This is a genomic window from Bradyrhizobium sp. C-145 (genome assembly GCF_023375135.1).
In the GTDB taxonomy this organism is placed as follows: domain Bacteria; phylum Pseudomonadota; class Alphaproteobacteria; order Rhizobiales; family Xanthobacteraceae; genus Bradyrhizobium; species Bradyrhizobium zhanjiangense.
In genome coordinates, this window is the sequence record NZ_CP088150.1 from 3233453 (window position 1) to 3255722 (window position 22270).

18 protein-coding genes are annotated in these 22270 nt (G+C 61.2%); 12 read left to right on the top strand and 6 right to left on the bottom strand.

What is annotated here, in order from left to right:
• Positions 1–185 precede the first annotated feature (185 nt).
• The 6 genes from LRP30_RS14915 (at position 186) to LRP30_RS14940 (ending at position 6882) form a co-directional block, all read left to right on the top strand.
• Complete coding sequence (locus LRP30_RS14915; RefSeq protein WP_249760816.1) at positions 186–1292, top strand: TRAP transporter substrate-binding protein; 1107 nt, start codon at positions 186–188, stop codon at positions 1290–1292.
• Between the two features lie 112 nt (positions 1293–1404).
• The gene (locus tag LRP30_RS14920) at positions 1405–1968 is read left to right on the top strand and encodes a TRAP transporter small permease subunit (RefSeq protein ID WP_091887550.1); all 564 of its coding nucleotides are present in this window, start codon (positions 1405–1407) and stop codon (positions 1966–1968) included.
• Entirely contained in the window at positions 1965–3389 is a 1425-nt protein-coding gene (locus LRP30_RS14925) for a TRAP transporter large permease subunit (RefSeq protein WP_249760817.1), read from the top strand. Before LRP30_RS14920 ends, LRP30_RS14925 begins: the two co-directional genes overlap by 4 nt.
• Positions 3390–4120: 731 nt before the next feature.
• Positions 4121–4975 (top strand): SDR family NAD(P)-dependent oxidoreductase, encoded by an 855-nt coding sequence (locus tag LRP30_RS14930; RefSeq protein ID WP_249760818.1) that lies wholly within the window; start codon positions 4121–4123, stop codon positions 4973–4975.
• 278 nt (positions 4976–5253) lie between these two features.
• Complete coding sequence (locus tag LRP30_RS14935; protein WP_128934719.1) at positions 5254–5472, top strand: hypothetical protein; 219 nt, start codon at positions 5254–5256, stop codon at positions 5470–5472.
• Positions 5473–5757: 285 nt separating this feature from the next.
• Positions 5758–6882, top strand: a complete 1125-nt coding sequence (locus LRP30_RS14940) for an amidinotransferase (protein WP_249760819.1) — start codon at positions 5758–5760, stop codon at positions 6880–6882.
• Positions 6883–6921: 39 nt separating this feature from the next.
• Here LRP30_RS14940 and LRP30_RS14945 read toward each other — a convergent pair whose 3' ends face one another.
• The gene (locus LRP30_RS14945) at positions 6922–7095 is read right to left on the bottom strand and encodes a hypothetical protein (protein ID WP_249760820.1); all 174 of its coding nucleotides are present in this window, start codon (positions 7093–7095) and stop codon (positions 6922–6924) included.
• Positions 7096–7377: 282 nt separating this feature from the next.
• Here LRP30_RS14945 and LRP30_RS14950 point away from each other — a divergent pair, with 282 nt between their 5' ends.
• A complete protein-coding gene (locus LRP30_RS14950; protein ID WP_249760821.1) occupies positions 7378–7785 on the top strand; it encodes a Rid family hydrolase in 408 nt (135 codons plus the stop codon).
• A 148-nt stretch (positions 7786–7933) separates the two neighbouring features.
• On the opposite strand, the gene LRP30_RS14955 is transcribed toward LRP30_RS14950, so the two are convergent.
• Positions 7934–9259: an extracellular solute-binding protein gene (locus LRP30_RS14955; RefSeq protein ID WP_249760822.1), complete on the bottom strand. Its 1326-nt coding sequence runs from the start codon at positions 9257–9259 to the stop codon at positions 7934–7936.
• Positions 9260–9846: 587 nt separating this feature from the next.
• Between LRP30_RS14955 and LRP30_RS14960 the strand changes: the two genes are divergently transcribed.
• The 4 genes from LRP30_RS14960 (at position 9847) to LRP30_RS14975 (ending at position 15502) form a co-directional block, all read left to right on the top strand.
• Complete coding sequence (locus LRP30_RS14960; protein WP_249760823.1) at positions 9847–11580, top strand: adenylate/guanylate cyclase domain-containing protein; 1734 nt, start codon at positions 9847–9849, stop codon at positions 11578–11580.
• A gap of 265 nt (positions 11581–11845) precedes the next feature.
• A complete protein-coding gene (locus LRP30_RS14965) occupies positions 11846–13156 on the top strand; it encodes a serine hydrolase (RefSeq protein WP_249760824.1) in 1311 nt (436 codons plus the stop codon).
• 260 nt (positions 13157–13416) lie between these two features.
• Complete coding sequence (locus LRP30_RS14970) at positions 13417–14292, top strand: site-specific integrase (RefSeq protein ID WP_249757956.1); 876 nt, start codon at positions 13417–13419, stop codon at positions 14290–14292.
• Positions 14293–14302: 10 nt separating this feature from the next.
• Complete coding sequence (locus LRP30_RS14975; RefSeq protein WP_249757957.1) at positions 14303–15502, top strand: IS91 family transposase; 1200 nt, start codon at positions 14303–14305, stop codon at positions 15500–15502.
• Positions 15503–16220: 718 nt separating this feature from the next.
• Here the strand turns inward: LRP30_RS14975 and LRP30_RS14980 are convergent.
• Genes LRP30_RS14980 through LRP30_RS14995 form a run of 4 tightly spaced genes read right to left on the bottom strand, consistent with a single transcriptional unit; the run spans position 16221 to position 20932 of the window.
• Positions 16221–16934 (bottom strand): ABC transporter ATP-binding protein, encoded by a 714-nt coding sequence (locus LRP30_RS14980; protein WP_249760825.1) that lies wholly within the window; start codon positions 16932–16934, stop codon positions 16221–16223.
• Entirely contained in the window at positions 16931–18700 is a 1770-nt protein-coding gene (locus LRP30_RS14985) for a branched-chain amino acid ABC transporter ATP-binding protein/permease (RefSeq protein ID WP_249760826.1), read from the bottom strand. Before LRP30_RS14985 ends, LRP30_RS14980 begins: the two co-directional genes overlap by 4 nt.
• A complete protein-coding gene (locus LRP30_RS14990) occupies positions 18697–19740 on the bottom strand; it encodes a branched-chain amino acid ABC transporter permease (protein WP_128934707.1) in 1044 nt (347 codons plus the stop codon). Before LRP30_RS14990 ends, LRP30_RS14985 begins: the two co-directional genes overlap by 4 nt.
• Before the next feature lie 43 nt (positions 19741–19783).
• Entirely contained in the window at positions 19784–20932 is a 1149-nt protein-coding gene (locus LRP30_RS14995; protein WP_249760827.1) for an ABC transporter substrate-binding protein, read from the bottom strand.
• A 555-nt stretch (positions 20933–21487) separates the two neighbouring features.
• Here LRP30_RS14995 and LRP30_RS15000 point away from each other — a divergent pair.
• On the top strand, positions 21488–22270 hold the full coding sequence (locus LRP30_RS15000) for an aspartate/glutamate racemase family protein (protein WP_249760828.1): 783 nt from the start codon (positions 21488–21490) through the stop codon (positions 22268–22270).

The window sequence follows — 22270 nt, forward strand, 5'->3', positions numbered from 1 at the left end:
GGCGCGGCCGACGCAAGAAGGCGCCACGCTGCGGTAACCTGACGCTTGCTGCGGCTAGAAAGCAAGATGACAACTTGCTGCCATGGTGGCAGAATGGTGGCAGACGTGGTTTGAAGTTAGGCGACCAAGAACAACGAAGAAAAAGCGATCGCCCCGGTCACGTCGTCCAAGGGAGGAGATGGCTCATGAAACGCATGTTTCTGGGGTTAGTCGCCGTTGCCCTGATCGCTTCGGCGTTTGTCGTATCCACCACTGCAGTCATCGCACAGACGAAAGTGTTGAAGATGCAGGCCACATGGCCGGCGTCGCTCACGCTCTATGACAACTTCACCTATTTCGCCGACCGGGTGAACAAGCTGTCGGCTGGCGCGCTGAAGATCGAGGCAATGCCCGCTGGCCAGGTCGTGCCGGCGTTCGAGGTGCTGGATGCAACCCACAAGAGGGTGCTCGACGGAGCGCATGCGTGGGCCGGCTACTGGACCGGCAAGAACAAGGCCGCGATCCTGTTCACCGGCGGTCCCGGCGGCACCTTCGGCATGGACTTCATGGACGTGATGGGTTGGCTCTATCACGGCGGCGGCCTCGACCTATACAATGAGTTCTATCAGAAGGAGCTCAAGCTCAACCTCGTCGTGTTCCCCATCCTGCCTGCGGGGCCGCAGGCGTTCGGCTGGTTCAAGAAGCCGATCCAGACGGTCGAGGACATGAAGGGCATGAAATGCCGCCAGACTGGCATGGCCGGCGAAGTGTGGCAGGCCCTCGGCTTCACGGTGGTCAACATGCCGGGCGGAGAAATCATTCCCTCTGCGCAACGCGGCGTGATCGATTGCGCAGAATGGGTCGGCGGCATCGAGGACCTGCAGCTCGGCTTCCACAACGTCTGGAAGTACCATTATTCGCCTGGCTTGCATGAGAACGTGACGATCGGCGAAATCGTCATCAACGGCGATGTGTGGAAGGAGCTCAGCCCGCAGCATCGGGAGATCATCAAGTCGGCGGCCAACGAGACATTCCTGGTCTGGTGGACCAAGTGGCAGCGCCAGAACGCCGATGCGCTGATCGAGATGCAGCAGAAGCACGGCGTGCAGATCCTGCGCACGCCGACGGAGATCCTGCTGGCCTTCATCAAGAAGTGGGACGAGATCGCGGCGGCCGAGAGCGCCAAGAACCCGTTCTTCAAGAAGGTGCACGACTCGCAGAAGGCCTATGCCAGCGCCGTGGTGCCGTACAAGCGGTCCTATTTCCCGCCGTACTCCTTCATGGCGAACTACTACTTCCCTCTCGAGAAATAGAGCTTCCTCCGAGAGCGGCCGCTCAGGCCGCCCTCCATTGATGCGGCTCATGCGCCCGCTCTGCGTCGCGCCGCAAATGCGCCGCCCGGACGGTCAAGGGAAGGGGCGAGGGATGGCTGAGATAACAGGCAGGCAGCCGCCGGCATTGCTGGCCATAATCAGGATCATCGACGGCTTCACGGACCGGACCGGCACGATCATCTCGTGGCTGTCGGTGCCGCTGGTCCTGGCCGTCGCTTACGAGGTTGGGGCGCGTTACCTGTTCAACGCGCCGACCATATGGGTCTACGACGCAACATACATGCTGTACGGCTCGCTATTCATGCTTGGCGCCGCCTACGCGCTGCACAAGGGCGCTCATATCCGCACCGACTTCTTCTGGGAGAAGTTCTCGATCCGCAGGAAGGGCTGGATCGATACGATCTCCTATGTCGTCTTCTTCTTCCCGAGCCTGATCATGCTGTTCCTGATCAGCTGGAACGAATTTCACTACGCCTGGCTGATCAACGAGACTTCGGACCAGACGCCGTGGCGGCCCGTGCTGTGGCCGTTCAAGTTCATCGTGCCGTTCGCCTGCCTCCTGCTGCTGATTCAGGGCGTGTCCGAACTGATCAAGAGCATCTACATGGCGCGCACCGGCGTCGAGCTCGAGCACAAGGAGAAGGTCGAGATATGACCGCAGAAGCGCTCATCGGCGTCGTCATGCTGCTGGTGCTGCTCGGCGCGATCTTCATCGGTGTGCCGATCTCATTCACGTTGCTTTTTCTCGCCTTTTCGTTCGGCTACTGGGGCATGGGAGCGACGGTCTTCGAGCTTGGTTACTTCCAGACCATCGGCATGATGAAGGAAGAACTCCTCGCCGCTGTGCCGCTGTTCATCTTCATGGGCTTCATCACCGAGCAGGCGGGGCTCATGGAACGCCTTTTTACGGCGTTCCGCATGATGCTCGCGCCGGTGCGCGGCGCACTCTTCCTCGTCGTCATCCTGACCTCGACCGTGTTCGCGATGGCGACAGGCATCGTCGGCGCAGCCGTCACCGTTCTTGGCATCATGGCCTCGCCGATCATGACCAAGGCGGGTTATGACGCCAAGCTTTCAGCGGGCACCATCACGGCGGGCGGCACGCTCGGCATTCTCATTCCCCCGTCGGTCATGCTGATCGTGATGGGCCCGGTGCTCGGGGTGTCGGTCGCCGATCTCTATGCTGCAGCCTTCGGGCCGGGCTTCCTGCTGGCCGGCATCTACATCGTCTATCTGATGGGCCGCGCCTTCCTGAATCCCAAACTAGGGCCGCCGGTGCCAAAGGATGAGCGGATCTACTCCGTTGGCTACATTGCGCGCGAGGTGGTCGTCGGCACGCTGCCGCTGCTCGGGCTCATCACGGCGACGCTCGGCTCGATCATCGGGGGCCTTGCGACGCCGACAGAGGCCGCTGGCATCGGCAGCGTCGGCGCTCTGGTGCTGGCCATCGCATATGGCAGGTTCTCGTTCGCCGGACTGCAGCGCGCGCTGACCTCGACGATGGCGACGTCGAGCATGGTCCTGTTGCTGGCGGTCACATCGAACATCTTCGGTGCGGTGTTCGCTCGCCTCGGCTCGGCGAACTGGATCACCGAGACGATGCTCGGCCTGCAGTTGCCGCCGAGCTTCATGCTGATTGTCGTGCTCTTTCTCATTTTTCTGCTGGGTTGGCCGTTTGAGTGGCCAGCCATCGTCCTGGTGTTCCTGCCGATCTTCTATCCCGTTGTGAAGGGCATGGGCATCGACCTCATATGGTTCGGCGCGTTGGTCGCGGTGGTGCTGCAAACCGCCTTTCTGTCGCCGCCGGTCGCCATGTCGGCCTACTATCTCAAGCAGGTGGTCAGGGGCTGGAGTCTCGCGACGATTTATGCCGGCATGTTCCAGTTCATGATCCTGCAGGTATTATGCGTTGCGCTTATGATCGCTTTCCCCGGCATTGCGACCTGGTTCCCGCAGACGCTGCACGAGACGTCGCGCAGTCAGGTCATCCCCGAGGAGTACAGGGAAATCCTGGAGCAGCAGAAGCAAGCACCGTCCCTGGAAGACGAGGATTGGTTGACCCCAAAAAAGAAGTAGCCGGACGTCTGCGTGCGCTGCGCTGCTCGAGGATTACGGATTTATGACGGGGGGATGTCGATCCATCTCATCCCCCATGCGAATTGAACACTTGGCAGAAGAAGGGGGCCATATCGGTCGGTATCCGAGCGTGGAGTACATTTTCTGTCGTGTGTGTACCGTTTCACATCTTGTACGCGAAACGATGCTACCGTTGGCCTGAAAGTCCCGTTTATTTCCGGCCCAACGTCAGCATTTTTTGGCAATTGTAGTTCTAGGGGCTCGTAAATGAGTAGTCGTGATGGGGTCTGCGACCGCATGGTCATTCTGCACCAACGTGTCTGGTCGCTCAATTCTCAACTTGCGGAGCTTCGAACCCTTAGCGCTCGGGTGCAGAAGGCGTTGGAAAGAACCAACGGCAAACGTTCAAGAGTCCCACGTGTGGGAGCAGTGCGGCGTCGATCTCGAAGATGACTGCAAGCTCGAGAGCCATGAGCCGTAGCTGGGCCATGGGCCGTAACCCTCAGAAGGTGGGCTCTCTGTCAAAGGCCTGGCTCTGGGTCAAAAGCATCGTTCTAGGACGCGGACTCTCAGCCACAGCCGATTTCCAATGTGTTAGTTTGAAACTAGCGATCGGTTATTTCTAGGCTTGGCGCAGGGGCGCGGGACGTGAGACGACGCGAGTTCATTGTGGCACTCGGCGCCGCCGTGTGGCGGGCGAATTTGTTGAGTGAAAGCAAGGTGGAAAGCGCATGAGAGACTTGGCTGGACAGACCGCATTCGTGACAGGCGCTGCCTCGGGGATCGGACTGGGGATCGCGACCGCGCTGTCACAGGCGGGCGTGAAGGTCATGCTCTGCGATATCGAGGAAGAGGCGCTGAAAAAAGCGGTCGCGGACCTGAAGACACGGACCAACGTCGATGTCGATGGCGTGAAAGCTGACGTCTCGCTCAAAGGCGAACTTCAGGCGGCAGCGGACGCGACCGTCGCGCGGTATGGCAGAATCCACATATTGGTCAACAATGCGGGCGTGGGCGGCGGCGGCACCTATGGTGAGTGGACTGATGCTGGCTGGAACTGGGTCCTCGGCGTCAACCTGATGTCGGTGATCTGGGGCTTCGAGATTTTCGGTCCGCTGATCGAAGCGCACGGCGAAGGAGGGCAGGTTGTTTCCACGGCGTCCGTCGCCGGACTGATTACGGGACCAAGTCCGGCGTACGATGTGAGCAAATATGGAGTGGTGGCGCTGTCCGAGGGGATGCGTAACGTGCTCGCGCCGAGGAAGATTGGGGTATCCGTTCTGTGTCCGGGCGTCATCCGCACGCAGATCATGAACTCTCGGCGCAATGTGCCGCAGCGATTTGCTGGAGCTGTCGGCAATCCTCCGCCGACAGAAGGACCCCGCGCCGAGTTCATCAGGGCATTGCAGGAACGGATCAACAACGGCATTGATCCGCTCTATGTGGGCGAACTGGTTCGCGAGGCCATCGAAAACGACTGGCCCTATATTTTCACCGATACTGAGCACGAACCGTTCATCGACAAGCGCTTCGCAGCGATCAAGCAGGGCTTCGACCGTATACGCGGACGAACGCCGCGACGCTAGCTCTCGCATCTGCTCATCGCTACTTTTTGCGGTGCCGCACAACTTCGGCCGCTATAGGGGCAAAGCAGACTTGCCTTCGCACCACGCCGCTGGGTTTATGGGTACACGCCTAGCTGCCCGCTAGTCACTTCCGGTCTGCGCCGATCGGCGGACGATTTTGGAGCCCGGCCATGGGCAGTCTCGTGGGGTTGATCCTTGGGACGGTCCAATCGCGTACCGCTCTATTTCCATCTGTGCTATCTAGTTGGGTAGCAAAATGGTAGCGGGAAAAGCAGATCATGACTGACGATCAGGTCAATCTTGTCGTTCAGCACCTTTGCGAGCAATTGCACTTGGCGCTCCGATTGAAGGGCAGCGAGGCGCATCCACCAAACGCCAAGGATATTGGATTCGATCCTGCCTTTGTAAGAACTGTACTGCTGACCGGGTTGCGGTCGGCGGGTGTCACGATCCATGACGAGGCAGCCGGGCCGAGCGAAGGGCCGCCGCGGTCCTAAACGCAAGATGCGAGACAAAAGCTCCGCGCCGAAGTCTTGGTGGCGTCACGAGCGGCCGTCGAGGTAACCGCGGCCCCGCGTCCCGTTTACCGTCGACAGCTGACATCACAATAGCTTCAGCGTTGTTCGGCTCGGGTTCAAAGGCGGTCCTAGCTCAAAGGCAAGGAATAAGTCAGCTACGGGCCATAGGCGACATCCGGGATTCTGCCATTGACCGGCACACGGTGGTCCGACCTTCGGAACCTCTGGGGCCAGCGGCTGTTGTAGCGCACGAGGGCCTTATGCATGGACATGGTCACGCGCGTTGACAGTGCGGATGCCGACCCAGCGAGCCGAGCTGCTCCGGTGAACTCACACAACGAGTGGGACCCGCTAGAGGAAGTGATAGTCGGAAGGCTCGAGGGTGCGGCAATCCCCTCCGACCATCCGGTTGTCACCTGCAACATTCCGGGCATGGCTGCGCGAGCGCAGTCGCTGCTCGCAGGCTTCCATTACCCAAAGATCATGATTGAACCTGCGCAGCGCGAGCTTGACCACTTTGTCGCTCTGCTACAATCGCTGGGCATCGTGGTAAAGCGGCCGGAAGCGGTCGACCACAAGAAGCGCTTCGGCACGCCGGAATGGTCCTCGTGGGGCTTCTGCAATTCCTGCCCGCGCGACAGCCTGCTTGTGATTGGCGGGGAGATCATTGAAACGCCGATGGTTTGGCCATGTCGCTACTTCGAAACGCACTCCTATCGTCCGATCCTGAAGGACTATTTCCGACGTGGCGCGCGCTGGACCGCCGCGCCCAGGCCGCAGCTGACGAACGAGCTGTTCGATCCAGAGTTTCACGTGCCCGAGAAAGGCGAGCCGATCTCGTACATCCTCACCGAATTTGAACCGGTCTTTGACGCCGCCGATTTCTTTCGCTGCGGGCGCGACCTGTTCGTGACCCGCAGCAACGTAACCAATGCGTCCGGCATTGAATGGCTGCGTCGGCATCTTGGCGACGGCTATCGCATTCATGAAATCAAGAGTCGCTGTCCCACTCCGATGCACATCGATACCACCATTCTGCCGCTTGGCCCCGGCAAGATTCTGATCAATCCCGAATACATTGACGCCGACCAACTTCCGGCCGTCTTGAAAAAATGGGACATCCTCGTGGCCCCGGAGCCCGAGCTGATAACCGATCCTATGCTCAGGATTACCTCGCTATGTGGGAAATGGCTCAACATGAACGTGCTGATGGTGGACGAGAAGCGAGTCATCGTCGATCCGCATCATACCGCAACGATGCGTGCGTTGGAGAATTGGGGATTCGAGCCCATTCCCTGCGAGTTCTTGCACTATGCCGCATTTGGCGGAGCCTTCCATTGCGCCACCCTCGACATCCGGCGGTGCGGCACGTTGCAGAGTTATTTTTGAGCGCCGACGTTCCGTCCGGTTGACGGTGCAGTCGTGAACCTAGGGAATACCCTTCGGCAGCTCCCGTTGCGCGATGACCCGTACGGGTGGGAAGACGACGCAATCCACCACATCGAAAATCACTTCGATACATCGGTCGAAGGACTTCGCAAAGGCAATGGCGTCCTTGGTCTTTGCGTCGGCGATACGTGTGCCGAGTGTACAAACTGGCATCGGTGACTCGCTGCAAACCGCAGCCTATCGTACGCTGGTCAAGTCAACTGTACACTCGGCGAAATGCTAAAATTTGAGGAACAGTCGGCTTCGGGTCAAAGGCTGCCCTCGGCGTCTCGACGATGGCTTTCCGCTCAGCCCTCGGAAGCGGCCCCTGAGAGGCCGAGAGCGGAAGTCAGCCACGGGCCACAAACGGAAGTGCTCCCTGAGCAAGCGTTGGTTAGAATTGTCGGCTACAACGCCGTGATCTGACCCAACTAGGGAGCTGTAATGACCCGATCTATGAAAATTCCAACCGAGCTTTTTGACAGTCGGAAATTCGGTTTTGCTCAGGTGGCCGTTACTTCCACGCCCTTAGGGCACGCGATACACATTTCCGGTCAAGTCGCGTGGGATTCGAATGGAAACATCGTCGGTACTGGCGACATTGGACGCCAATTAGAAAAGAGTTTGGAAAACCTCAGCGTGGCCCTAGCTTCCGTTGGTGCCAGACTTGATGATGTGGGATCGCTACGGATTTATATTAGGCAAACCCACCTGCACCAAGGTGACACCATATCTCGCGCGCTCAAGGCTGTATTTGGTGACAATCCACCGTGCACAACTTGGATCGGAGTAACGAGCCTCGCCAGGGACGAGTTCCTTATCGAGATCGAGCCGTCGGTTGTATTCCTGCCCCGAACGGTATGACTACAGGCACAATCGGGGTCATGAGCGGCGGTCACCGCAACCTCCGTGCAACGTCCGGCCTCCCGCAGACAGCCGACATGGCGGTGGCTCGTTCTTTGTTCAGCTTGGGGCCAGAAGCGGGCATTCAGGTCAGCGGTGTAGTCAAGGGCTAGGCATATGCCTTCAGGCATTCAGCTTCAGCCCACTTCACCGCATCTTCGGCTGGCATCCCTTGCACGGCCTTCGCGAACATATCGATAATAATGTACTTGTTCAGCACCTCCGCCGCCTGACGGCTTGATGGCCCCGCATAGCCCATTAGCCGGCCAGTTCGTGCTGCCGACCGGAACGGAAGCATGACCGGATCCTTGTCCCACAGCGGATGCTTCTCCCAATCAGTCGTGGGGCCGACACTGAAGCCCTGTTGCGTAATGAAGTACTTTTCAAAGATCGGTTTGGAACTCATCCAGCGCATGAACTCCTTGGCCGGCTTCTGATTGCTCGAATAACGCAGTACGATGTTAGAGGCGGGGGTATGGAAGCTGAACTGCCCAGCTGGACCTGCCGGCAGCGGTGCGTGCTGGATGTCGTCCTTGATCGGCCTGCCGGCCTCGGTCTGATACGCATCCGGTTTGCGTAAAGCTTCAAGGTAAATGGAAGCGGCATTATTCGTCGCGCAGATTGTGCCACCGAGGAAGGCGCGGTTGTTGCTCGTGTCGTCCCAGGCAAGTCCGCCCTCGTCGTGGGCGTCCTTCCAGAACGCCACCATGAACTTGACAGCTTCGAGCGTCTCCTTGCTATTGAGCGAGACCGTCTTGCCGTCCGGCTCGACCTCCTTGCCACCCCAAGACCAGAGGTATGGATAGACAAAATTCGGGGCGTCTGCGAAGGCGTGACCGAGCGTCTGACCAATAGGACGGCCGTTAGCCTTGAGCTTCTTGCCAGCTTCGCGATACCGCTCCCACGTCTCCGGGAACTTCGCATAACCGGCCTCGGCAAACCACGATTTCCGGTAGGCTATTTGAATGCCGGTGATGTTGAAAGGAATGGCGAGCCAGCGCTTACCGTCGTATGCAGCTAAGCGAGAGGTCTCGTAAAAGCCGCCTTGAGACTTGCCAAGTTCCTCCGCCACGTCGTCGACTTCGGCCAGGCTCTCGGAATACAAATGCGCCCAATTATTAACTACGAGTACGATGTCGGGGCCCGATCCCGTTTGGATCGAGGAAGTGATGCGCGCCTGGACGTCATTCGCGTTAATCGTCTCGACCGTGAGCTTGATCCCAAGCGCCTTCTGACATTCTCTCGTGATTTCACCTTTTAAGAGCACGTCCGCCGCCGGCACGAAACTGGACGGGCGAAGCCAATGGACGGTCCTCTCCTGCGCGTAGGCGGGGGCGCCTCCCGAAGCTAGGAGCGCTGCGAGGCCGCCGAACCTTGCCTCCATAAGACCCGCGCCGGAAATCTTGAATAGTTCTCGCCGACTGATGCCCGCCACGACGCTCTCCTCTCTCTGCGCAATAAGCGTTACTGAGGAAGCACCTTGACCTTCCCGCCTCTGGCAAGGTCGCTGCAACGGATGGTCTCCGCGTCCGATAAGCAAGGCGTGCTTTCCCCACGCCTGGAGCTACACACACCGATCACTGGCATAGGTTGCTGACCCGCGCGGTCACTGGCCAAGTGATGGCCCCAAGCGCGGCTATCAATTCCCGTCGTCCGACCCTGGCTGGCATGTGCCTCGCCCCCGAGAGCTGCCTACCAGTGGGAATGATACCACGCTGCAGCCATACTGTCCCCGGTCTTCGGCCGGGCCGGAATCACTGCTTCAGGGGCCGCGCAATGTCGGCTACGGGTCCAGAAGGCGACATTGGCGGCCCGGACTCGATCTCTATTTGGTACGCACCGCGGGTCAGCTCAGGCGCACCCCGGGTCAGCACAGTTGACGTTTCAACTTAGCGCATGACCGAAACGTCAAAGCGCGTTTGGCGCTGCGCTCTGATCCGTTTAGAGTATGGTGGGTTGGTGGGGCCTGGTGCGGCCATGGTGCAAGAGCGGGTCCGAGTCGAGCGAAGATTATCAGCGATCTTGGCCGCCGACGTGGCCGGCTATTCTCGGCTCATGCACAATGACGAAGAGGCGACACACGCCAAGCTGACGGCCCTTCTCGCCGGAGGTGTCGAGCCCGCAATTGCGCAGCACGGCGGCCGCATCGTGAAGAACACCGGCGACGGGTTTTTGGCTGAGTTTCCAAGTGCGGTCGAAGCGGTGCGGGCTGCCATGCAGTTTCAGTCCCGCATCAACGAACTTACCTGCGACGACGCGGAAGACAGGCGCATTCTCTTCCGTGTGGGGCTCAATATCGGTGATATCATCGTCGAAGCCCATGACATCTTTGGAGACGGCGTCAACATTGCGGCCCGGCTCGAGAGCATCGCCGAACCCGGCGGCATCTGTATCTCTCAGACTGTCTTCAATCACGCGCGCGACAAGGTGCCGTTCGACGTTGAGGAAGCGGGTGAGCAAACTCTGAAGAACATCGCCCGGCCCGTCCACGTTTACCGCATCATCATCGACCCGGGCCCGCGGACTGCGACGCCCAAACGCGAGATTCCGGCGCTCGCGTTGCCTGACAAGCCGTCTGTCGCCGTGCTGCCGCTGACCAATATGAGCGGCGACCCCGAGCAGGAATTCGTCTCCGACGGTATCGCCGAAGATGTGATCACGGCGTTATCGCGTTATCCCTCATTGTTCGTCATCGCACGGAACTCGTCGTTCACTTACAAAGGGCGAGCGGTTGATGTGAGACAGGTCGGGCGCGAGCTCGGCGTCCGCTACGTGCTTGAAGGTAGCGTGCGCAAGGCCGGCAGCCGGATCCGCGTGACCGCGCAGCTCATAGAGGCGGCGACCAGCAATCATGTATGGGCCGAGCGCTACGACCGCGACCTCGCAGATATTTTCGCCGTGCAGGATGAGCTTACCGAAGCGCTGACGACTGCGCTCGCCCCCGCCATTGCAGACGCCGAGCTCCGACGCGCCATGCGCAGGCCGCCGGGCAGCCTTGATGCCTGGGCCGCCTATCAGCGCGGCCTGTGGCATCTGAGCAAAGCGACCGCAGAGGACGATGAGAGCGCCGAGAAATTCTTCAGACAGGCGATCGATCTCGACCCGACCTTCAGCGGCAGCTACAGCGCGCTCGCTCTGTACCAGCTGCAAGCGGCCGCGCTCTACCAGAAGATTGGCCTGCGAGACGCGCAACACTCGGCGGAGGCCTTGGCCCGCCGGGCGGTCGCGCTCGATGGTGCCGATGCCGAAGCCCGTTCGTGCCTTGGCTGGGCCTTGCAAGCACGCGGCGAGGCTGACGATGCGTTGGCGGAGATCGAGCGAGCTCTCTCTATGAGTCCAAATCTGGCGATCGCGCATGGCCATCGAGGCGCGACGCTGATCTTTGCCGGACGGCACAAGGAGGGGGTCACGTCTCTCAACGTGTGTATCAGGCTCGATCCCCGCGATCCCTATCTGGCAGTCCGCTTGTTGCACATTGCGTGCGGTTTATATTTCTGCGGCGAATACGAGGCTTCGATCGAGGCCGCAAAACGTCTGATCCGGTCGTATCCGAATTTTCCGATGATCTACCGCTGGTCCGCGGCGGCGCTGGGCCAGCTTGGCCGCACAGCGGAAGCGAAGGAAGAACTGGAAAAGGCCGTCTCGCGCGCACCGGGGGCCTTAGATATGTATGTCCGCAACAGAGCCCCGTGGTTTCGTCCAGAAGACCACGCGCATCTCGTCGACGGTCTGAGTAAGGCCGGATGGAGGGGGTGAGGCTGCATTGAACTGCGGGCCATCCCTTCTGTTTGCAGCGAGTTGTTCGACGTTTCCCGCACGACGTCTCTTGTCGGATTGCCAAACGTCCGATTCGGGGTCATTCACGTCGATCGGTCGCTGCTTGGTCAGGTCCGGTTTACCCGCGCCAGCCGACAGATGAACGAACGTCGAATTTCGCCGGTATGGGCCAACAAGAGACATACTCCTTGAAGTTTTTCCCCAATTAGGTTTCTACTTATGGGCGGTTCCTGTGCGAGACTTCATGTCACAGCAATATTCGCGTCGTAAGGCTCTTTCATCGCTGGCCGCTACAGTCGCATGTACGGTAGCCGGTTGTATCCCCGCAACCGCAGAGCCAGTTTCTCCTGGCGGGACGCAGGACTGCCCCGGTCCGATCTTCTCCCCAACAGGTCCAAACGCGGAGCTTTACGGCGCGAGCGATGACTATCCGCTTCCCGACATTTTGGAGGCGCGAAGACACGGCGACCCTTGGGAGCCAAAATACCGCGTCGCTGCATTCACTCATATCGATCAAATTTATCGAACTCGACTCATCAAGCGAGCTGTTACGCCGTGGAAGTTCAAGTGTTCAAGGGCAGACGTCTACTACAACTTTCAGGGAAGCCGGTTTTCGCCGCTCGACTATATGTCACGCAATCCGGTCACTGGCCTGCTCATCGCCAAGGACGACGAGATAATCTTCGAACGCTATCAGTACGCGCGAACTGATCAAGATCGGTTCGTATCGCAATCGATGGTCAAGTCCATAACCAGCCTGTTGATCGGCGTCGCCATCTCCGAGGGCGCCATCAAGTCAGTCGATGATATCCCCGAGACCTATGTGCCGGGCTTCAAGGGCAGCGAATACGGCAGGACGCCAATCCGCGATCTTCTGCACATGTCCTCAGGTGTTGATTTTGGCGAAACGAGAGATGGAGGTCGTGATCTAAATCGCCTGTGGAACGGGATGGGGATTGCCTTTTCAGGCACCAAGATCGGCACGGTGGAAAGCATCATGCAATTCAATCGTCGCATCGCACCAGCAGGGACAAGGTTTTACTACGCCAGCGTGGAACCCGATGTGCTCGGTATGGTGCTTCACCACGCGGTCGACAAACCGGCATCCGACTATTTGCGAGAGAAGGTGTGGGACCCGATTGGCACAGAAGCAGATGCTAGTTGGTTGATAGACGCGGAAGGATTTGAACTCAGTCACTTCGGCTTCAATGCCGTGCTGCGCGACTACGCCCGTCTCGGACGTTTGCTAGCGCATGATGGTACATGGGAGGGCAAGCAAATCGTGCCGGCGCAATGGATCATCGACGCGACGACGGTTCGAGCTTCGGATGGCTATCTTCTCCCTGGAAGGGCGACGAAAAGATTTGGATACGGCTACTTCTTGTGGCTGTTTCCTGGCGACAGGCGTCAGTTCGCACTTCTGGGATACAAGGGCCAATATATTTGCGTTGATCCTGCCTCAAAGATCGTCATGGTCCATACTGCAATTGAGGACCCTGCATATGGAGACGAGCCATGGGTCCTATGGTCTTCGCTGGTCGATCAGCTAAGCTAAAACTTTTTGCTCAGCACGAAGCTGCGCATCGGCCGCTCAGGTCAAACTGCGAAGAACTCCGACCAAGCAAATCCCGTCCGTTGTGTCACCGTGAGCCGACCTCAGCGCCTGGCGCCGTACCTTCGCTTTAGGGCCAGAGGACTAAACCGCTCGCGCGGTAGGACCCCGGGGCTGGCGACACAGCCAAGACGATAGCGCGACGGGGCGTCCTGTCTTGAGATGAGGGGTTCGCAACCTTCATCCAAGACAGGAGCATCCCCATGACCGACGAGGCAATGAGCCCGTTGCGCCGGCGCATGATCGAGGACATGACGATCCGCAAGCTCGCGCCGAAGACCCAACATGACTACGTGCAAAGAATCAAGAACTTCGCCGCGTTTCTCGGGCGCTCGCCGGATACGGCGACCTTCGAGGACGTGCGCCGCTATCAGCTACATCTGACGGCAAGCGGCGTTGGCGTGCCGACCATCAACCAGACCGTCTCGACGCTGCGGTTCTTCTTTCGGGTCACGCTCAAGCGCCACGAGATCGTCGAACACACCCATGTCATTCACGAGCCGCGCAAGCTGCCGGTGGTGCTCAGCGTCGAGGAAGTGGCGCGGCTGCTCGATGCCGCGCCGGGGCTGAAGTACAAGGCGGCCTTGAGCGTGGCCTACGGCGCTGGCCTGCGCGCCACTGAAGTGGTCTCGCTCAAGGTCTCCGATATCGACAGCAAGCGCATGATCATCCGCGTCGAGCAGGGCAAGGGCGGCAAGGACCGTCACGTCATGCTATCGCCGAGCCTGCTGGACCTGCTGCGGGCCTGGTGGAAGGCGGCGCGTCCGCAGGGTTGGCTGTTCCCGGGACGCGATCCGGCGCAGCCGATGACCACGCGCCAGCTCAATCGCGCCTGTCACGCCGCTGCGCAAATGGCGGAGATCAACAAGCGCGTCTCGCTGCACACCTTGCGGCACAGCTTCGCTACCCACCTCCTGGAGCAGAACATCGATGTCCGCGTGATCCAGGTGCTGCTCGGTCATGCCAAGCTCGACACCACGGCGCTGTATACCCGCGTCGCGACCAAGACGATCAGCGAGGTCATGAGCCCGCTGGAGCACATCGCGCTCAAACTCAAGGAGATCCGGCCGCCCGGCTGACGCCAAAGCGGTGTCGCGCCCGGCTTTGGAGGTTGCGGATATCTTCCGCGACCATGGCCCGGCATGGCGCAAGGCCCATGCCGGCCATGTCAGCCTCCACCAGCTCAAGGTGATGTCGGCGATCGAGCGCTGCCGCACGGCAGCCCTCGGCGGCCATGTCGCGCGCTGTGAGGACTGCGCCTATACGACCATCGCCTACAACTCCTGCCGCAACCGGCACTGCCCGAAGTGCCAGGGCGCCGCCGCGAAGGAATGGCTTGCCGACCGCGCGGCCGAGCTGCTGCCGGTGCCGTACTATCATGTGGTGTTCACGCTGCCGGCGGCCATCGCCGACATCGCTTACCAGAACAAGACCGTCCTCTACGACCTCTTGTTCAAGGTCTCGGCCGAGACCATGCTGACGATCGCCGCCGATCCGAAGCATTTGGGGGCCAGGATCGGCATTACCTCCGTGCTGCACACCTGGGGCTCGGCGCTCACCCATCACCCGCATGTGCACATGATCGTGCCGGGCGGCGGCATCTCGCTGGACAATAAGCGCTGGATATCGTGCCGGCCGGGCTTCTTGCTGCCGGTGCGCGTACTCTCCCGCCTGTTCCGGCGCGTGTTCCTGGAGAAGCTCGTCGCTGCCCACCAAGCCGGCCGCCTCAGCTTCTTCGGCGATTACGCCCACCTCGCCGAGGCGCAATCCTTCGCAGCTTACCTCACCCCGCTGCGCAAGGCCGAGTGGGTCGTCTACGCCAAGCGGCCGTTCGGCGGTCCCGAGGCAGTGCTGGCCTATCTGTCGCGCTACACCCACCGTGTTGCCATCGCCAACAGCCGCCTGATTGCCTGCGACCAGCGTGGCGTCACCTTCAAGTGGAAGGACTATCGCATCGAGGGCCGTGATCGCTACAAGCAGATGACGCTCGGGACCTTCGAGTTCATCCGCCGCTTCCTCATCCACGTGCTGCCACGCGGCTTCCACCGCATCCGCCACTACGGCCTGTTCGCCAAAGGCGCTTGCGCCGATAACATCGCCCGCGCCCGTGAGCTGCTCGCCGTTGCAAAACCTCAAGATGAGCCCACCGCTGCCGCCATCGATCCCAGCAAGCCGAGCTGTCCGTGCTGCGGCGGTCGCATGATCGTCATCGAGGTCTTCGCGCGCGGTGCAACGTCACGGTACCAGCCAACAGGTCCTCAGAGCGTCATCAGGATCGACACCTCATGACCGCGTCAAAGTCCTACAAATCTGCTCGTTACACGCGCCGGCTCTCGACCGGCCACGGCAGAGTGCACTCAGATGTAAAGCTGTCGTCTAAAATCGCCCGACAATTTGCTGCGTTCGACGCAATCTGTCGCTCTTCCATCAGCCGCGGCATCGTCAGCCAGCTTGCTGCGTCGGCTCGATCCCAATCGCACGCTCCGCCCGCGGCGCTCAAATCCCCATAGCGCACGCCGCACCACCAACGTATCCCCTCCCGCGGTTTCCTCCCTTGGAGGCTTTCGGACGCCGACCCTCGGAGCCCGCGGCACCGTCAATCATTGGGCCGGCATCCGAAACCCTTCACAAAAGCGGCCCTCGACCAGCCGCATTCGATAGCTCTGCTACCGGTCTAAAGCCGATCTCGCCTTCACCGAAAGATACGTCTGCTTCGACGCAGTCGCATCGGCTTGGACATTTCTGCGGCATATCCGCTTAACGATTGCGGAGAGATCCGAGAGTGTTCCAGGACGCCGGTTGAAAGACTGTCGCAAGGCCCTGCGATGATGACACTATGCCACTGTTTTGCCCGACGCGTCAACCTTGTATTCGAAAAATCAGAATATGCTGCGTCAGTTTGCTAAGCCATTGATATCGTGATCACCGGCTACTGTGCATGGGGTTGTTTTTTGACTTTTTGTTGTGCGGCCCCCAAGAGCTCCGCCGCGCCTGATCGCGGCCGCCGCTAATGTCCGCCGAGATAGGCCGTGATCAGTCGGGGATCGTGGATGAGATCCTTGGCGGGTCCTGACTGCACGATCTCGCCGGTCTCCAGAACGTAGCCGTAGTCGGCCGTCTCCAGTGCGGCGCGGGCGTTCTGCTCGACCAGCAGGATCGACACGCCGAGATCGCGGAGCGATGCGATGGTGCGGAAGATCTCGCGCACGATCAGGGGCGCAAGGCCGAGGCTCGGCTCGTCCAGCATGAGCAGCTTGGGCCTCGCCATCAGCGCGCGTCCAAGTGCGAGCATCTGGCGCTCGCCGCCGGAGAGCGTGCCGGCGGCCTGGCGCTGCCGCTCCTTCAACCGGGGGAAGCGATCATAAACCTCATCGAGCGTCTTCTGGACACTGGTGCGGTCGCACAGGCTGTAGGATCCCAGCAGGAGATTGTCGGCAACCGACATGTCGGAGAACAGCTCGCGCTTCTCCGGTACCAGACACAATCTGCGTTCGACGCGATCCTCGACCGACATCCTGCCGATGTCGCTGCCCTGAAAGACCATGCGGCCTCTCGAGGAGAGCAGTCCGATCGCGGCCATCAGCAGCGTGGTCTTGCCGGCGCCGTTCGGGCCGATGACGGTGACGATTTGTCCTTCCTCGACCGACAGCGAGACGTTGCGGACCGCTTCGACATTGTCATAGCAGACCGTGACGTCCGACAGGGAAAACATCGAGCTCACGCGACGCCTCCGAGATATGCCTCTTGCACCCTAGCGTCGCTGCGGATAGCAGCCGGCGCGCCCTCGCAGAGCTTCGAGCCGAAATCCAGCACGACGATGCGGTCGACCAGCGACATCACGAACTCCATGTCGTGCTCGACGATCAGGATGGTCAGGTGGTCCGCCCGGAGCGAGCGCAGCAGCTCGGCCAGCCTGAGCTTCTCCTGGCGGCGCAGGCCTGCCGCGGGCTCGTCCAGCACCAGGAGGGTCGGGTCTGCGGCAAGCGCGCGCGCGATCTCCAGGATGCGCTGATTCCCGAGCGGCAGGTTGCCGGCGAGTTCGAACGGCTTCTCGGCGAGACCGACGCGTTCGAGCTGCATCAGCGCCTCATGACGCGCGCTCGCTTCCTCGCGCCGGTTGAGCCGGAAGGCGCCGGCGAACAGACCTGCACTGGTGCGGCCATAGGTACCGAGCATCACGTTCTCCAAAAGGCTCATGCGCGGCCGCAGCTTGACGTGCTGGAACGTGCGCGCGATTCCGGCCTTGGCGATACGCGACTGCTCGTCACGTGTGATCGGGCGTCCGGCAAAGACGATCTCGCCCTTGTTGACCCGCAGCGCGCCGGTCAGGCAATTGAACATCGTGCTCTTGCCGGCTCCGTTCGGACCGATCACGGCGAGGATTTCACCCGACCGCACTTCGAAGCTGACATTGTTGACGGCAATCAGTCCGCCGAACCGGCGCTCGGCGCCGTCCACCTTCAAGAGCAGCTCACCGGGCTTCGGTTGCGAACGGCGGGGCAGGGGCGATGCCGGTTGCGGCCGCTCGTGCTGCAGTTTCGGCAGGTAGCGCGCGATGAACGGCACAATGCCCTGTCGGGCCCATTGCAGGAACAGGATGAAGAGAGCCGAGAAGGCGACGATCTCGAGCTGTCCGGAGGCGCCCTTGGCGATCAAGGGCAGATAGTCCTGCACGCTGTTCTTCAGCAGCGTCACGATGGCGGCGCCGACGACGCCGCCGAGAAGGCTGCCGGCACCTCCGACCATCGACATCATCAGATATTCGATGCCCATGCCGGCATCGAACGGGCCGGGGCTGATGAAACGGCTCATATGGGCATACAGCCATCCCGACAGCGAGGCCAGGAAGGCCGCGATCACGAAAGTCACGAGCTTGATCCGGAACGCGTTGATGCCGAGGCTTTCGACCAGCATGTTGCCGCCGCGCAGCGCGCGCATGGCGCGGCCGAGCCGGGAGTCCAGCAGGTTGTAGCCGAGCAAGAGGATGGCGGTCACGATGCCCCAGATCAGGAAATAGATCTGCGCGCTGGAGACGAGGGCGAACGATCCGAAGCTGATCGGCGGGATCGACGAGATGCCGTTGAACCGGCCGAGCCCCTCGACATTGCCGAACAGGAAGCCGATCGCCAGACCCCAGGCCATGGTGCTGAGCGAGAGGAAGTGGCCCTGGAGCCGAAGCGTGACGAGGCCGAGAATGGTCGCAACGCCGCAGGTCAGGGCCACACCGAACAGCAGGCCGAGCCAGGGCGAATGGCCATTCAATGCCGAGACCCAGGCGGTGGCATAGGCCGCGACCCCGACGAAGGCCGCCTGTCCGAACGACACAATGCCGCCGACGCCGGTGAGGAGCGCGAGCCCGATGGCGACCAGCGAATAGATGCCGATGTAGTTCATCAGCGTGATGCTGAACGGGCCGAGGACGAAGGGAGCCGCAGCGAGGCACAGGACGGCGGCGCCAGCGGCGATCTGAACGTGAAGGCGCGTCATTCCTCGATCTCCTCCTCGGAATGCAGCGATGCGAGGGATCGCCAGATCAGCACCGGGATCAGCAGCGAGAACACGATGACGTCCTTCAGTGCGCTGCTCTCGAAGGATGCGAAGCTTTCGAGGATGCCGACGCCGACGGCACCGATCGCCGCGCCCGGATAGCTCGTCATGCTGCCGATGATGGCGCCGACGAACGCCTTGAGGCCGATCAGGAAGCCGGAATCGTAGAACACCGTGTTGACGGGCGCGATCAGGATGCCCGATACGCCGGCCATGAGAGAGCCGAGGAGATAGGCGATCGTGCCGGCGCGCGCCGGTCGTATTCCCATCAGCCGCGAGCCGGTCCGGTTCACGGCGGTGGCGCGCAGGGATTTGCCGACCAGCGAGAAGTCGAAGAAGAGATAGAGCAGGCCGCTGAACACGAGCGCTGCGATGACGATCAGCATGGTCTGGCCTGAGATCAGCACGCCGGCGAGCTCCATCGAGAGCGAGGTCAGCGGCTCGGTGCGGACACCCTCGGGGCCGAAAAACAATAGGCCCAGCCCCACCAGCGCAAAATGCAGGGCCACCGACACCGTCAGCAGCAGCAGCACCGTGCCGTCCGCGATCGGGCGGAACACGATGCGATCGAGCAGCGGCGAGATCGGCGTGATCAACATCAGTGCGAGCACGAGCCTGACGGCGAGGGGCGGGTCGAGGCGCATGGCAAGCCAGGCGCTACCGACCACAGCCAAGGGGAGCACGAGATAGAAGAGCAGGGCGCGCGGAGCGAGACGAAGCTCGCCAGAGCGCGTCAACGAAACGATCTCGATCAGGGTTGCGAGGCAGGCCAGCACCACGACCAGCGCGCCCGTCCCCGGAAAGCGCTTCGCATCAAGGGCGGCCAGCGTCAGCGCAGTGAACGCCGCGATGTCGCCGAAGGGGACGAAGATGACCCGCGTCACGGTGAATATGAGCACGGTCCCGATCGCCACGAGCGCATAGACCGCGCCGGTGGCGATACCATCGATCGCGAGTATGGCCGCGATATCGCTCGTCATTGAGACGCTGTCCCCCTTCTGATTGCCGCCCCTTGGTCCTTCTTTACGGCGCGTACTTCCAGGCGCCGCCGGTGAGGCGAACGACGACGAGGGAGCGCTCGTCGACACCAGTCACGGCGCCCGGCTTGAAGTTGTAGACTGCATGTACGCCCGGAAGCTCCTTGGTGCTGAGGATCGCATCGCGCAGGGCAGCGCGGAATTCGACCGTGCCGGGTTTCGCGGTCTTGAGCGCCCGCTCGGCGGCATTGGCGAAGATCAGCCAGGCGTCGAAGGAATAGGCCGAGAAACCGTCCGTGGTCGGAATGTTGTGGGTCTTCTGGTAGACGCTGCGGAAATCCAGCGCGATCTTCTTGGCGAAGTGCTCCTCGGGCAGCTGTTCGGCGACGATCACGGGCCCGGCCGAGACTTGAATTCCGTCCGCCGCCTTGCCGCCAACATTGACGAAGTCCGGATTGACCAGCGCCACCGTGCCGTAGGTGTTGCCCTTGAAGCCGCGCTCGGCAAGGCTGAGCAGCGGCAGCGCACCTTGCGTGCCAGAGCCTCCAATTAGCACGGCGTCGGGCCGTGCGGCCATCACCTTGAGGATCTGCGCGGTGACCGACGTGTCGGTGCGGGCATAGCGCTCGTTGGTCTGGATCTTGAGATCGTCAGTCGCCTCGGCTGCCTTGGCGCCGTTGTAGACGAGGTCGCCCCATGCATCCGAGAAGCCGATATAGCCGATATTCTTCTTGCCATCGCGCTTCATGCGATCGGCGATGATCTTGACGAGCAGCGACGCCGGCTGCGGTACCGAGACCACCCACTGCTCCGGCGTGTCGGGCAGCTTGACGATCGGCGAGACCGCGATCATCGGCACTTTCAATTCGCTCGCCACTGCCGCCATCGCGATCGTCGATGGTGCGGTTGCGGTGCCGATCAGCAGGTCCACCTTCTCTTCTTCCACCAGCTTGCGCGCGTTGCGCGTCGCAGCCGACGGATCGGAGCCGTCGTCGAGCTGGATCAGGCGAATGGTCTCGCCATTGACCGACTTCCTGTATTCGTAGGCGGCGTTGATACCGCGCCCGTAGGGGATCCCGATCGAGGAGCCGTTGCCGCTCAGCGAGGTGACAAAGCCGATGGTGATGTCGGCCTGCGCGGCTGGTGCAGCGACAATTCCAGCCACAAGTGCAAGTAAGCTCACGGTCTTGCGCATTGCCTTCTCCTGCTTCGATAGGGATGTGAGTGACTGGATGCTGCCGGGCCCGAGCCCAAACTTCGAACGAATTGATCGAAAGCGATGCTGCAGCGCCGAATGTCGGCGCGACTGAAAAGACCTTGCCTTGCGGGCGGCGCAATCATGCCCGGGCTTGCCGCTGCAGGTTAGCGCAGCCGCGCTCTGTCGCGCGTCGTTCAGGTTCGAAGACTGTCCACACGATCGAGTCTCTCAAGAACGGTGCCCTGCAACACTATTGTTACGCCGCCCCAGCGCCGGTCGGCGAAGTATTACTTAAAGCCTAAAGTATATTCCGCGGAGGCGTCAACAGCATGGGGCGGCTGTCTTCAAAAAATGCTGCTGCATACAATTCCGGCACCGGCAGCCAAAACTCGCGCCTCCTGTTCGCCCGAAATGGGCGCGGCGGCGGTGGCGCCTCGGACCACAATCTTCGATGCGCCGCACACATTTGACGCGCCAATTAGTTTATGGTTGAAATATTCGCGTCGACAGTCCCGCGACCGATCCTCCCATACCCGCTCGAGGAGAAGGACGATGCGCATCTTCTGGCAGAGCTTCGTTGATGCGAGCCTGAACGCGCCGTACATGGCGCTGCTGTCCGAGTATCTCAACAACATCGCTGCGCCGGGTACGACGGTCCATGTCGAGGGCATTTCGCCGCCGGATCGGGAGTTCGGGCGTCTTGCTGAGCTGCGCTGCGCCGTCCAGGCGATCGACAATGGTATCGCAGCGGAGGAGCAAGGCTTCGATGCATTCGTCATGGGGCACTTCCAGGATCCCGGTCTGTACGAGCTTCGCGCGACGCTCGATATTCCCGTGATCGGTACCGGCGAGGCGACGCTGCTTGCCTCCTCGCAGCTTGGTCGGCGGCTCGGCCTCGTTACGCTCGATACCGTCTTCGAGGTCTGGCACTACGAGCAGGCCGAGCGTTATGGCCTCGGCGATCGCGTCGTTCACGTGACGGGCCTCGACTGCAAGCCCGAGGATTTCGCAGATGCCTTCGCGGGCGATCAAGCCGCGCACCGGCGCATGGTCGAGGATTTCGTCGCCTGCGCGCTGCCGCTCGTCGAGCGCGGCGCCGATGTCGTGATTCCCGCCGGCGTGCTGCCGGGCCTGCTGATCGGCCGGGAACATGGTCTCAAGGTTGGGCACGCCCCGGTGGTCAACTGCGCCGCGGTGGCGCTGAAGAGCGCCGAGATGTGGGTGCAGCTCAGGCGCCTCAATGGTACCGAGCCGAGCCGCGGGCCGAGCTTCAAGCGCGCCAGCGCGCTTGCTCGTGACGATTTCCGCGCGATGCTCGCGCGCAACCGACGTTAG

Bases quoted from the DNA above. Each gene is read 5' to 3' on its own strand.
- LRP30_RS14920 (WP_091887550.1), top strand. From the start codon at position 1,405: ATGGCTGAGATAACAGGCAGGCAGCCGCCGGCATTGCTGGCCATAATC.
- LRP30_RS14925 (WP_249760817.1), top strand. From the start codon at position 1,965: ATGACCGCAGAAGCGCTCATCGGCGTCGTCATGCTGCTGGTGCTGCTC.
- LRP30_RS14915 (WP_249760816.1), top strand. From the start codon at position 186: ATGAAACGCATGTTTCTGGGGTTAGTCGCCGTTGCCCTGATCGCTTCG.
- LRP30_RS14950 (WP_249760821.1), top strand. From the start codon at position 7,378: ATGAAAATTCCAACCGAGCTTTTTGACAGTCGGAAATTCGGTTTTGCT.
- LRP30_RS14945 (WP_249760820.1), bottom strand. From the start codon at position 7,095: ATGCCAGTTTGTACACTCGGCACACGTATCGCCGACGCAAAGACCAAG.
- LRP30_RS14995 (WP_249760827.1), bottom strand. From the start codon at position 20,932: ATGCGCAAGACCGTGAGCTTACTTGCACTTGTGGCTGGAATTGTCGCT.
- LRP30_RS14930 (WP_249760818.1), top strand. From the start codon at position 4,121: ATGAGAGACTTGGCTGGACAGACCGCATTCGTGACAGGCGCTGCCTCG.
- LRP30_RS14985 (WP_249760826.1), bottom strand. From the start codon at position 18,700: ATGACGCGCCTTCACGTTCAGATCGCCGCTGGCGCCGCCGTCCTGTGC.
- LRP30_RS14990 (WP_128934707.1), bottom strand. From the start codon at position 19,740: ATGACGAGCGATATCGCGGCCATACTCGCGATCGATGGTATCGCCACC.
- LRP30_RS15000 (WP_249760828.1), top strand. From the start codon at position 21,488: ATGCGCATCTTCTGGCAGAGCTTCGTTGATGCGAGCCTGAACGCGCCG.
- LRP30_RS14935 (WP_128934719.1), top strand. From the start codon at position 5,254: ATGACTGACGATCAGGTCAATCTTGTCGTTCAGCACCTTTGCGAGCAA.
- LRP30_RS14965 (WP_249760824.1), top strand. From the start codon at position 11,846: ATGTCACAGCAATATTCGCGTCGTAAGGCTCTTTCATCGCTGGCCGCT.
- LRP30_RS14940 (WP_249760819.1), top strand. From the start codon at position 5,758: ATGGACATGGTCACGCGCGTTGACAGTGCGGATGCCGACCCAGCGAGC.
- LRP30_RS14970 (WP_249757956.1), top strand. From the start codon at position 13,417: ATGACCGACGAGGCAATGAGCCCGTTGCGCCGGCGCATGATCGAGGAC.